Origin of the sequence: Comamonas composti DSM 21721, assembly GCF_000429845.1 — a bacterium.
Classification (GTDB): Bacteria; Pseudomonadota; Gammaproteobacteria; order Burkholderiales; family Burkholderiaceae_C; genus Comamonas; species Comamonas composti.
In genome coordinates, this window is the sequence record NZ_KE386971.1 from 172,146 (window position 1) to 184,244 (window position 12,099).

General features: G+C 64.2%; 11 protein-coding genes. 6 read left to right on the plus strand and 5 right to left on the minus strand.

The genetic code is table 11. The annotated features are described in order from the left end of the window. Positions 1–81: 81 nt before the first annotated feature. Positions 82–2,064, minus strand: a complete 1,983-nt coding sequence (locus G486_RS0117740) for a DNA topoisomerase IV subunit B (protein WP_027016728.1) — start codon at positions 2,062–2,064, stop codon at positions 82–84. A gap of 139 nt (positions 2,065–2,203) precedes the next feature. On the opposite strand from G486_RS0117740, the gene G486_RS0117745 reads away from it, so the two are divergent. The 5 genes from G486_RS0117745 (at position 2,204) to bamC (ending at position 6,389) form a co-directional block, all read left to right on the plus strand. Further along, positions 2,204–3,427: an MFS transporter gene (locus G486_RS0117745; protein WP_027016729.1), complete on the plus strand. Its 1,224-nt coding sequence runs from the start codon at positions 2,204–2,206 to the stop codon at positions 3,425–3,427. Positions 3,428–3,434: 7 nt separating this feature from the next. Further along, positions 3,435–3,587, plus strand: coding sequence for a hypothetical protein (locus G486_RS24140; RefSeq protein ID WP_156920089.1), 153 nt, complete (start codon positions 3,435–3,437; stop codon positions 3,585–3,587). A 41-nt stretch (positions 3,588–3,628) separates the two neighbouring features. Then, positions 3,629–4,183 (plus strand): class I SAM-dependent methyltransferase, encoded by a 555-nt coding sequence (locus tag G486_RS0117755; protein ID WP_027016730.1) that lies wholly within the window; start codon positions 3,629–3,631, stop codon positions 4,181–4,183. A gap of 157 nt (positions 4,184–4,340) precedes the next feature. Continuing rightward, the gene (gene dapA / locus G486_RS0117760) at positions 4,341–5,237 is read left to right on the plus strand and encodes a 4-hydroxy-tetrahydrodipicolinate synthase (protein ID WP_027016731.1); all 897 of its coding nucleotides are present in this window, start codon (positions 4,341–4,343) and stop codon (positions 5,235–5,237) included. Between the two features lie 42 nt (positions 5,238–5,279). Further along, on the plus strand, positions 5,280–6,389 hold the full coding sequence (gene bamC / locus G486_RS0117765) for an outer membrane protein assembly factor BamC (RefSeq protein WP_027016732.1): 1,110 nt from the start codon (positions 5,280–5,282) through the stop codon (positions 6,387–6,389). A gap of 228 nt (positions 6,390–6,617) precedes the next feature. Here the strand turns inward: bamC and G486_RS23770 are convergent, their stop codons facing one another. From G486_RS23770 to G486_RS22775, 4 genes are all read right to left on the minus strand, one after another. Further along, positions 6,618–6,905, minus strand: a complete 288-nt coding sequence (locus G486_RS23770) for a hypothetical protein (RefSeq protein WP_034388323.1) — start codon at positions 6,903–6,905, stop codon at positions 6,618–6,620. A gap of 330 nt (positions 6,906–7,235) precedes the next feature. Next, complete coding sequence (locus G486_RS0117775) at positions 7,236–8,366, minus strand: JmjC domain-containing protein (protein WP_027016734.1); 1,131 nt, start codon at positions 8,364–8,366, stop codon at positions 7,236–7,238. Positions 8,367–8,460: 94 nt separating this feature from the next. Further along, positions 8,461–9,375, minus strand: coding sequence for a bestrophin family protein (locus tag G486_RS0117780; protein WP_027016735.1), 915 nt, complete (start codon positions 9,373–9,375; stop codon positions 8,461–8,463). Between the two features lie 103 nt (positions 9,376–9,478). Further along, entirely contained in the window at positions 9,479–10,468 is a 990-nt protein-coding gene (locus G486_RS22775) for an AraC-like ligand-binding domain-containing protein (protein WP_051303660.1), read from the minus strand. A 304-nt stretch (positions 10,469–10,772) separates the two neighbouring features. Here G486_RS22775 and G486_RS0117790 point away from each other — a divergent pair, with 304 nt between their 5' ends. Further along, positions 10,773–12,002, plus strand: a complete 1,230-nt coding sequence (locus G486_RS0117790) for an amino acid ABC transporter substrate-binding protein (protein ID WP_027016736.1) — start codon at positions 10,773–10,775, stop codon at positions 12,000–12,002. Positions 12,003–12,099 lie beyond the last annotated feature (97 nt).

Sequence of the window (12,099 nt, forward strand, 5' to 3'; positions counted from 1 at the left end):
GCCGCCCCGCAGCGAGGCTGTCGTCCCCCTCCCGAAGAGAGAGGGGCAAGGCGCGCAAGCGACTCAGGGGATGCTTCATGTCTATATATCCACCTCGATCGCATCCCCATGCAGCTCCATGAGCTCGCGGCGCGCGGCCGCCTCGCCCTTGCCCATGAGCTTGGTGACCACCTGCTCGGCGGCCGCAAAGTCCAGGTTCATGAACTGCACGGGCAAAAGACGGCGCGTGTCTGGGTTGAGCGTGGTCTCCCACAGTTGCTCGGCATTCATCTCACCCAGGCCCTTGAAGCGGCTGATCTGGCACTTGTCGCGCGCCACACCGTCCTTGGCGCATTTATCCAGAATGCTGCCGAGCTCGGCCTCGTCCAGCGCATAGATCTTGGCCGCCGGCTTTTTGCCGCGTGCGGGCACGTCCACGCGGAACAGCGGCGGCAGGGCCACATGGATATGGCCGGCCTCGATGAGCTTGGGGAAGTGGCGGAAAAATAGCGTGAGCAGCAGCACCTGGATATGGGAGCCGTCCACGTCGGCGTCCGAGAGAATGCAGACCTTGCCGTAGCGCAGGCCCGAGAGGTCGGGCGTATCCTGCGGCCCGTGCGGGTCCACGCCTATGGCCACGGAAATATCGTGGATCTCGTTGTTGGCGAACAGCCGGTCGCGGTCCACCTCCCAGGTATTAAGCACCTTGCCCCGCAGCGGCAGTATGGCCTGGGTCTCCTTGTCGCGCCCCATCTTGGCGCTGCCGCCAGCCGAGTCGCCCTCGACCAGAAAAACCTCGTTGAGGCTGATGTCGCGGCTTTCGCAATCGGTGAGCTTGCCCGGCAGCACGGCCACGCCCGAGCCCTTGCGCTTTTCCACCTTCTGCCCGGCCTTTTGTCGTGTCTGGGCAGCCTTGATCGCGATTTCGGCGAGCTTCTTGCCCCAGTCCACATGCTCGTTGAGCCACAGCTCCAGCGCCGGGCGAACAAAGCCCGAGACCAGGCGTACGGCATCGCGCGAGTTCAGCCTCTCCTTGATCTGGCCCTGGAACTGCGGGTCCAGCACCTTGGCCGAGAGCACATAGCTGGCGCGCGCAAACACGTCGTCGGGCATGAGCTTCACGCCCTTGGGGCACAGCGCATGCATCTCGATGAAGGCCTTGACGGCCTGGAACAGTCCGTCACGCAGGCCGCTGTCGTGCGTGCCGCCGGCCGTGGTCGGGATCAGGTTCACATAGCTTTCGCGCAGCGGCGCACCGTCTTCGGTGAAGGCCACGCACCAGGCCGCGCCTTCGCCTTCGGCAAAGCTGTCATGGTGCTTGTCGGCAAAGCCCTCGCCCTCGAACAGGGGAATCACAGGCTCACCGTGCAGGCTTTGCTGCAGGTAGTCGCGCAGGCCGCCCTTGAACTGCCAGGTCTGGGTGTCGCGCGTTTTTTCGTTGATCAGACTGACCGAAACGCCGGGCATGAGCACGGCCTTGCTGCGCAGCAGATGCACGAGCTCGCCCATGGGCAGCTGGGGTGATTCGAAGTAGCGCGCATCGGGCCAGGCGCGCACGGTCGTGCCCTGCTTGCGCTCGCCGCTGGCCAGCGGCCGTATCTTCAGGGGCTCGATCACGTCGCCGCCCGAAAACACGATGCTGGCCACCTGACCTTCGCGGTGCACGGCCACTTCCAGCCGCGTGGCCAGGGCATTCGTGACCGACACGCCAACCCCGTGCAGGCCGCCCGAGAAGCTGTAGGCCCCGCCCTTGCCCTTGTCGAACTTGCCCCCTGCATGCAGCCGCGTGAACACCAGTTCGACCACGGGCGCGTTTTCCTCGGGGTGCAGGCCGAAGGGAATGCCGCGGCCGTCATCCTCGACGCTGAACGAACCATCGCCGTGGATGATGAAGCGGATCTTCTTGCCAAAGCCCGCCAGGGCCTCGTCGGCCGCGTTGTCCACGACCTCTTGCAGAACGTGCAGGGGATTGTCCGTGCGCGTATACATGCCGGGGCGTTGCTTGACGGGCTCCAGGCCCTTGAGCACGCGGATTGAACCTTCGCCGTAATCGCTGGCGGATGTTTGAGAGGGTTTAGCTGCCATGGGGGCGGATTGTAGTGTGCTGCTCAAGAGAACGCTGGATACATTCACAGTTGTTGAGCATTAAAACAGAGCTTGCTGCCAACCCGCGCAAACGCCAAGCCGGCACACGCATTTTGCAAAGTTTCGCTACAGTGCCGCCATGCAAGAAAACCGCCAAGCCATGTCCATGACGCAAATACTGCTGTGCGGAGGCGCAGTCGTCACGCTGTCCATGGGAATACGCCACGGCTTTGGTCTGTGGCTGCAGCCGATGACCCAGGAGATGGGCTGGACGCGGGAATCGTTTGCGCTGGCCATTGCCATACAAAACCTGTCCTGGGGCGTGATCGGCATTTTCGGCGGCATGCTGGCAGATCGCTTTGGCGCCTTCCGCGTGCTGATCGCAGGCGCCCTGCTCTATGCTCTGGGCCTGGCCGGCATGGCCTTGTCGCCCACCACCACCTGGTTTGCGCTGACAGCCGGCCTGCTCATAGGCGCGGCCCAGGCCGGCACCACCTATGCGGTGATCTATGGCGTGCTGGGCCGGCAGATTCCTGCGGCAAGGCGCAGCTGGGCCATGGGCGTGACGGCCGCGGCCGGCTCCTTTGGCCAGTTTTTCATGATGCCCGTGGAAGGCTCGCTCATCGCCCAGTTGGGCTGGTCCAACGCCCTGCTCGTGCTTGCGGTCTGCATTCTGCTCATCATCCCGCTGGCCTTTGGCCTGCGCGAACCCGGCTTCTCCCAGGGCGCAGCAGCACCTGCACGCGGTCAGAGCGTGGCCGAGGCGCTGCGCGAGGCCTTGCGCAACCCCAGCTTTTTGCTGCTCACGGGCGGCTACTTCGTCTGCGGCTTTCAGGTCATGTTCATAGGCGTGCACATGCCCAGCTATCTCAAGGACCATGCGCTGGCGCCGCAAGTGGCCAGCATTGCGCTGGCCCTGGTGGGCCTGTTCAACATCGGCGGCACCTATGTGGCCGGCATGCTGGGCCAGCGCATGCCCAAGCGCTATCTTCTGTCCACGATCTACATCGCACGCTCGGTGGTCACGGTGATTTTTCTGCTCACCCCGCTGTCGCCATGGTCGGTCTATATCTTCTCGGCTGCCATGGGCGTGCTGTGGCTGTCCACCGTGCCCCTGACGAATGCCACCGTAGCCCAGATCTTCGGGGTCCAGCACTTGTCCATGCTCGGCGGCATGGTGTTCTTCAGCCACCAGTTGGGCAGCTTTCTCGGTGTCTGGCTAGGCGGCTATCTCTACGATCACACGGGCAGCTATGACGTGACCTGGTATCTGTCGGTTGCCCTCGGGGTCTTCGCAGCCCTGGTCAACCTGCCTGTGCGCGAAACCCCCGTGACCCGCCCCGGCCTGCCCCAGGCCGCCTGAGCTACCTATGCCTGCCCCACAAGCCAACGCCCTCATGCGCCGCCTGCTGCGCCTCACGGCCTGGCTGGGCCTGGCCCTGATACTGGGCCTGGTGTTCATGCTTTATCTTCGGCCGGACTTTGTTCTCGGCATGGCGGATCAGCTTTGGGCCTGTTTCTAGCCGACGGCCTGCATCGCCTGACCTTTTCTTGCACGTTTTTCATGCTCAAGACAACCCCACCCTCTTCCTGGATTCAACGCTGGGCCCATCTGCTGACACCACAAGGCAGCGTGCTTGACCTGGCCTGCGGCCATGGCCGCCACCTGCGCTGGCTGCAGGCTCTGGGCCACCAGGTCACGGGCGTGGACCGCGATGCCCAGGCCCTGCAGGAGCTGCACGCCCTGGGTGAAGTCCTGTGTGCCGACATAGAGAACGGCCCCTGGCCCTTGCCGGGCAGGCAGTTCGACGCTGTAGTGGTCACAAACTATCTCTGGCGACCTCTGTGGCCGCAGATCCTGGCCAGCGTTGCACCGGGTGGAGTTCTGCTCTATGAGACTTTTGCCCAGGGCAACGAGGCCTATGGCAAGCCTTCCCGCCCGGACTTCCTGCTCGCCCCGGGCGAGCTGCTGCAGGTGTTCTCAGACTGGAATATTGCGGCCTATGAGCACGGCTTGCTGCATGCGCCGGAACGCGTGGTGCAGCGCATTGCCGTGGTCCGCCCGGGCTCCGTGAACGCCGCCCAAGTGGCAGCCCTCGCCCCCAAAACTCCGATATGAGCATCGCCGGCAATTGCACTTAAAATCGCCCTTTTGCCTTTCGCGCTTGCCGACCTGCAGGCAAGAACGCCGGGTGCCGGCACAGCCGCCGGCAAACCGCACAGGCTTTACAGGAGCCTGTTTGTAGAATGGACTTTTCCCGTTTCAGATTGCGGACATGACATCACCCTCCGTCGCTCTTACCGGCAGCATTGTTGCCCTTATCACACCCATGCACGAGGACGGTAGCGTTGACTACCCGTCTCTGAGAAAACTCATCGATTGGCATATCGCCGAGGGCACGGATTGCATAGGCGTTGTCGGCACGACCGGAGAATCCCCCACCGTCAACGTGGAGGAGCACTGCGAAATCATTCGCGTGTCCGTGGAACAGGCTGCAGGACGCGTGCCCGTAATGGCCGGCTGCGGCGCCAACAGCACGCATGAGGCCATCGAGCTTGCCAAGTACGCCAAGAAGGTCGGCGCCAACAGCCAGCTGCAGGTCGTGCCCTACTACAACAAGCCCACGCAAGAGGGCCAGTACCAGCACTTCAAGGCCATTGCCGAAGCCGTGGGCGACCTGCCCGTGATCCTCTACAACGTCCCCGGCCGCTCCGTGGCCGATATGCAGCACGACACCGTGCTGCGCCTGGCCCAGGTGCCCGGCATCGTGGGCATCAAGGAGGCCACGGGCAATATAGAGCGTGCCCAATGGCTGATACGCGATGTTCCCCAGGGCTTTGGCGTGTACTCGGGCGACGACCCGACGGCCGTGGCCCTCATGCTGTGCGGCGGCCATGGCAACATCAGCGTCACGGCCAACATCGCTCCGCGTCTCATGAGCGAGCTTTGCAAGGCAGCGCTGGCCGGCGATGTGCGCCGCGCGATGGAGATTCAGCTGCGTCTCCTGCCCGTGCACAAAAATCTCTTCATCGAAGCCAACCCCATTCCGGTGAAATGGGCTGCAGCCCGCATGGGCCTGTGCGGCCCTGCCATGCGCCTGCCCATGACACCGCTGAGCAAGAATCTGGAAGCCACGGTGGAAGCCGCACTGAATGCAAGCGGCCTGCTCTGAACACAGCCACCAGCCCTACCGAACCAACGCAAGGATATTCGCGTGAAACAGCCCATCGCAAGACTGAGCCTGCTGAGCCTGGCCATAGGCCTGTCGGCCTGTACCACCACGTTTGAAGAAAGCAAGATCGACTACAAGAGCGCAGGCAAGAATCAGGCGCCCTCGCTGGAGGTGCCGCCGGATCTGACCCAGCTGACCAACGACTCCCGCTATGCCGTGCCTGGCGGCGTGGTCTCGGCCGCTGCACTGGAAGCCGGCGCCAAGAACCAAAAGCCCGACGAAGGCCAGACCGCAGCCGCCAGCGTGGGCGATGTGCGCATTGAGCGCAGCGGCGAGCAGCGCTGGCTGGTCGTCAAGCGCCCGGCCGACAAGCTCTGGGAGCCCGTACGCGACTTCTGGCTCGAAAACGGCTTCATCTTCACCACCGAAGACCGCCAGCTCGGCATCCTGGAGACCGACTGGGCCGAAAACCGCGCCAAACTGCCTCAGGACGTGATCCGCAAGACCCTGGGCAAGGTGTTCGATTCGCTGTACTCGACCAGCGAGCGCGATCGCTTCCGCACCCGCATGGAGCGCGGCACCGATGGCACGACCGAGATCTACATCACGCATCGCGGCATGCAGGAGGTCTATACCAACAGCAACAAGGACCAGACCATCTGGCAGCCGCGTGCCGTGGACCCCGAGCTGGAAACCGAGTTCCTGCGCCGTCTCATGGTCAAGCTGGGTGTCAGCCAGGAGCAGGCCCAGGCCATTACCCAGGCAGCGGCCACGACTGCTGCAGCCGGCGTGCGCATGACCAGCGGCGTAGACAACCAGCCCGTGCTGGAGATCGACGAAAGCTTTGACCGCGCCTGGCGTCGTGTGGGCCTGGCCCTGGACCGCACAGGGTTTACCGTGGAAGACCGCGACCGCAGCCGCGGCATCTACTACGTGCGCTACGTGGCGCCCGATGCCAAGGCAGAGTCCAAGGGCTTTTTCGGCAAGCTGTTCAGCAGCAAGCCCGATGCGGCCCCTCCGGTCAAATACCAGATCCAGGTGCGCGAGCAAGGCCAGCAATCCATGGTCACGGTGCTCAATGCCCAGGGCCAGCCCGAGACCTCGAACAATGCCCAGCGCATTATTCGCGTGATCACCGACGACCTCAAATAAACAGACGCTCCAGCCAAGGAGCGCATTGCCTGGAAACGGCCGCCTGCGAGCGGCCGTTTTTGTTATTGTCACGGAGCATGTTCACGCTCTCGGGCCGTTATCTCAACAGGCGGCCTGGCAAGCCATCTGAGCGGCCTTGCTTCCGAAGAAACGGCCAATAAAAAACCCGCAGCCTCTGGCGCGGGTTTTTTATTGGCCCCGGACAGGTCCGGGGTCAGGGCTTGCCAATTACTTGGCAGCGCCTTCTGCAGCAGGAGCTTCGGCTGCGGGTGCTGCGTCGGCAGCAGGTGCCTCAGCGGCAGGAGCGGCGTCGGCAGCAGGTGCTTCAGCGGCGGGAGCTGCGTCGGCAGCAGGTGCCTCAGCGGCAGGAGCTTCAACAGCAGGAGCCTCAACGGCGGGAGCAGCAGGAGCCTCGACAGCGGGAGCTTCAGCGGCAGGAGCTGCATCCTTCTTGTCGCCACAGGCGGCCAGGGCAGCAGCAGCAATCACGGTAGCCAGGATCAAAGAGTTCTTCATCACAGTTTCCTAACGATTAAGAGTAAGAAGTCATTGTTCGGATTTGCCATCACGGTCAGCGATTCGCAACCATTGATCGCTAAGGCAGAACCGTCAAAGGTTCGACACGGGGAGGATTATAGGGTTGTTTCGTCAATGCTGACTAATACTGACAGTCACGAAAATGTCCCCATCCATCACAGCCCGGCGAACCGGACCGAGCAAGTCGGACTTGCCTTGGAGACGCACTATGGGCCAAGCCATGACAACTGTCAATTTCCTGACATCACGAAAAACGGGTTTTTACAACAGCGTGTTGCAAGCCCGCCTACGTCATCTCAAAGAAGCAATTCAGCCCTCGTCACCTGCGCGGACCCAGCCCGAATCGAACCATGAGGAGAGCAGCTCCAACGCATCATCGCTGGCACGGGCCAGGTCCGCTCGCGACAGGCTGCGGGTGTCAGCCAGCTTGCGCATCAGCGTCGCATCGCGCCCGCCGGCCAGATAGCTCTCGCCGTTGATGAAGATGTGCCTGGCGTCATAGAGCATGCGCGTGCGCCTGTCCAGCACCACGCTCTCGAACATGCCTCTCTCGTCGCCATGCTCGAACCAGACATTCGGCTTGGGCTCGCTCATGTACTCGCCCAGCGCGCGCTCCAGCGCCAGCGGCTCGGCCAGGGCACGCTCCAGCGCCTGGCGGGCAAACGCATGCAGCTCCACGGGAATCGCGCCCGGCTGCTCCACCGCCAACTGGCCCGCATCCTTGTAGACCACGGGCGTCTCGGGCTCATCGGGCTCGTCCGACATGCGCAGCAGCAACTCGCGCGCCAATTCGTCCCGCGCGGGCGACCTGAAGCCTATGGAGTAGGTCATGCACTCGCCTTCGGCCACGCCGTCATGCGCCCACTTGGGCGGCAGGTACAGCATGTCGCCAGGTTCGAGCACATGCTCTTCCTCGGGCTCGAACTGGGCGAGTATCTTGAGCGGCACATCGGGCTGCAGCGCCAGATTCTTCTGCCGTCCTATGCGCCAGCGGCGCCTGCCATGGGCTTGCAGCAGGAACACATCGTAGTTGTCGAAGTGCGGGCCCACGCCGCCCTGGTCGGTGGCAAAGCTGATCATCAAATCGTCCATGCGCGCATCGGGCACGAAGCGGAACTGCTGCAGCAGCTCATGGGCGGACTGCAGATGCAGGTCCACGCCCTGCACCAGCGCGGTCCAGCCGGGCTGGGTCAGCGAGGGCAGCCTGCGGCGCGGGAAAGGACCGTGCGAGAGCTTCCAGCGGCCGTCGCCCAACTGCTCTATCAGGCGTGCCTCGACCCCGTCTGCGCCGGCCAGCGACAGCAACTGGGCACGATTCAGCAGCGGCTTGAAGCCAGGAATCGCCTGGCGCACCAGCAAGGGTTTCTTGTGCCAGTGGCGACGCATGAATTGGGAAGCCGTGAGCCCGCCCAGAAGGGCAAGCGGAGTGTTCGTGTCCATGAAGAGGTCCGCAAAATCAATCTATGGCCGGCATTGTCCTATGCAGCTGCAGCCAGACCGTTTTCTCGGTTATCCGCGCCTGCTCCTGCGGCCCTCAGTCGAGGATGAAGCCCCGCTCGACCACCGGCGCCTCGGTGCGCGGCGGCTCGCCCAGCATGTCCAGCACCGACGACTCGATCCCATGGGAGATGGCGCCCAGGGGCAGGTCGTTGGGCTCGTTGCCGAAAGGGTTCTCGATCTCCGCGCCCAGGGCTTCCAGCGCAAAAAACGTGTAGGCGATGAAGCAGACGATGACCGGCGTCATCCAGCCTATGGCATCCAGCAGGCCAAAGGGCAGCCAGAAGCAATACAGGTAGATGCAGCGGTGGATGATGACCGCATAGGTGAACGGGATCGGCGTGCTCGCAATGCGCTCGCAGCCGCCCAGGGCGCCGCTCAGATGGCTGAGCGAGGCCTCCAGCGCCGGCACCACCGGGGGCGGCACTTCGCCGGCCTGCATCCGGTCGCCCAGCCACTCACCGGCCAGCAGCAGGGCCATGGCAGGCTTGAAGCGCGCCAGGGCCAGGCGCTGGCAGTCGGCGGGCGGCAAAAAACGCGCCATGTCGGCGGCACCATCGCTGCCGCGCAGCTGGTGCTTGAGCGCATGGGCAAACGCACACAGGCGCAGTGCCAGGATCTGTGCCTGGGCCGGGTTGCGGCACAGCGTCAGCGCCTGGCGTGTCAGCGAGCGCGACTCGATCAGCACCGATCCCCACAGCGTGCGCGCCTCCCAGTAGCGCGCATAGCTGGTGCCGTTGCGAAAGCCCAGAAAAATAGCCAGCGTCAGCCCGATGAGCGAGAACGGCACGAAGTTCAGCGACACCTTCCAGTCCAGCACACGACCATGCACAAAGGTCACGGCCAGCGCAAACAAGGTGGTGGCGATCAGTTGCGGCGCAATCTTGGGAAGCACCGAGCCGCGCCAGACAAACAGCATGCGCAACCAGTGCATCGGAGGCCGGACGATCATCTGCAAACTCGCAATCGATAGGGGGAGGGAAGGCCACGCGGGCACAAAGCCCAGGACAGCAGCGGGCTACCGCGCCGCATTGTAGGCCTCGTGCCTGCAGCGGTCAGGCGCCTGGCCTGCGGGCGCCGCAGGGCGACTGCGCGCCCGCCCCCATGGCCCTGAAGTCCGAGGGCGACAGCCCCGTATAGGCCTTGAAGGCGCGGCTGAAATGCGCGCTGGAGCCAAAGCCGCAGTCCATGGCGATATCCGTGATCGTGCGCTGGGCCAGCTCGGGCCTGAGCAGATCGCGCATGCACAGCTCCAGGCGGCTGTGCTGTATGAAGACCCCCAGGCTCAGCTGGCTGTCAGCAAACGCATTGTGCAAATGCCGCTTGCTGCAGTTGAGCGCGGCGGCCAGCGCCTCCACCGACAGGCCGGGATCGCGCAGATGCGCCATCACATGGGCGCGTATGCGGTCCTGCAGCGCGAGCTTTTGCGTGCCAGCCGTGCCCTGGCCTGCAAGCTCCTGCAGCGACAGGTGCACCATGTCCACCAGCAGCTCGCCTGCGCGCCGCGCAAGCGCGGGCGCCATCCCCGGCAGCTCCTGGTAGGTGCTGCGCATGGCCTCCAGCGCGATGCGCGCAATGCCCGAGCTGCCTCCCACATTGCGCCCCATCAGGCCTTCGAGCCGTATGCCGCGCTCCACGATGGCCTGGCGCGGCAGCATCACGATCAGATGCTCGGACCAGCCAGGATTGGCCACCTCGTATGCACGCGTGGTGTCATAGATCACCCAGTTGCCCGCGCTGGCGCTGCTTTCATGGCCTTGCTGGCTCACACAGGCCGTGCCCTTCCAGGGAGCGACGATCTTCAGATAGGGCGACTCATGGGAGCGCAGGCCCTGCAGGCTGCGGATCACGCGGTGGCGTCCGGCCTCCAGCCGCGTCAGTACCAGGTCGCCCGCATTTGCCACGCGCACATGGCCTTCGAAGCGGCTGTCGCCGTACAAATCCGTCTCCAGCCCTGCGAACAAACGGGCCATCCACGCATGCCAGGCAGGCGCCGTCTCGCGCTGCGGCAGGCCGTCGGTGCTCAACACCATGGCATCGGTCATGTCTGCAGGTCTCCTTCCACCAGTGGCCGGCACACGGCCGGCATGGGCCGATTATCGGAAATCACGCCCCGGGAACAGCCTTGCACTTTCCCTTAGAGCGTGAACACGCTCTTAAGCATCCAGGATCACAGAAAACGGGTAAACCCTAGGCCGCCTGCACGATTCGTCATGCGCGCTGTGCACCGGGCGTACAGCAGCACTGGATATTCACTCCTACCATGACCCCATCCCCGGCCCACAGTCCAGACCCATATGCCCGGCCAGGCCGCAGGGGAGCCCCAACCGACAGCACAGGAGAGCAAGCATGGACACAGCAAGCAAACACCTCTGGGTGCGCAGCCTGGCCGCTGCCTGCCTGATCGCCTGGGGTGCGCCGCCGGCGCTGGCGCAGCAGGCCCCGAAGACGGTGCGCATCGGCTGGGCGGTTGCCAAGACCGGCCCCAATGCGGGCGGCACGGCGGCCACGGTGACACCGAATTACAGACTCTGGGTGGAGGAGATCAATGCCGCCGGCGGCCTCATGCTCAAGGCCTATGGCAAGCGCGTGCCCGTGGAGGTCGTCGAATATGACGACCGCTCCAGCGCCGAGGAGGCCGTGCGCGCCACCGAGCGTCTCATGACCCACGACAAGGTGGATTTCGTGCTGCCGCCCTGGGGCACGGCCAGCAATCTGGCCGTGGCGCCGACCTACGAGAAACACCAATACCCGCTGCTGGCCGCGACCTCGGTGACCGACAAGGCGCCCGAGCTCGTTCAGCGCTGGAAGCATGCCTTCTTCTTCCTGGGCACGAGCGCCGCCTATGCCGAGCAATTGCTCGGCGTTCTGGCCCGCGCCAGGGACCAGGGCCGGATAGACAGCCGGCTTGCGCTGGCCCACATCGCCGACGGCTTTGGCGTGGAGCTGGCCACGGCCGCGCGCAAGGCGGCGGCGCGGCACGGCTTCGAGCTGGTCTATGACAAGAGCTACCCCATAGGCAGCCAGGATCTCGCGCCCTTGATCGGCGAGGTCCGGCACAAGGCGGCGGACAGCTTCATCGCCTTCTCCTACCCGCCCGACAGCATGCTGCTCGCCGAGCAGGCGCGCCTGCAGGGCCTGGCCCCGAAGATCATGTTTCTCGGCGTGGGCGCTCAGTTTCCGATGTTCAAGCAAAAGTTCGGCACCGACGTGCAAGCCATCATGGCGCCGGGCGGCGTGGATTTCGACAGCCCCTTGATCCGCGACTACTTCCGCCGCCACAAGGCCTTGGCCGGCTATGAGCCCGACCGTTTTGCGAGCACCATCCAGTACACGGCGCTGCAGATGCTGCAGCAGGCCATAGAGCGCGTGGGCAGAATCGATCGTGCGGCCGTGACCCAGGAGCTGCGAAACGGCCGCTTCGAGACCGTGATCGGCCCCGTGAAGCTGGACAACCAGATGCTGACCAAGCTCTGGTACGTGGGCCAATGGCAGGACGGCGAGTTCCACGGCATCGCCCCCGCCACACGCGAAGGCGCCAGGCCCGCCCTGATCCCCAAGCCCGCATGGAAGAACTGAGCCCGCGCCTGAGCCCCACGTCATCAGCAAAAACAAGAGCACCTACCACCTTTTGCACATGGATTTCAACACTATTTAAGCTTGAAATGTCCATACA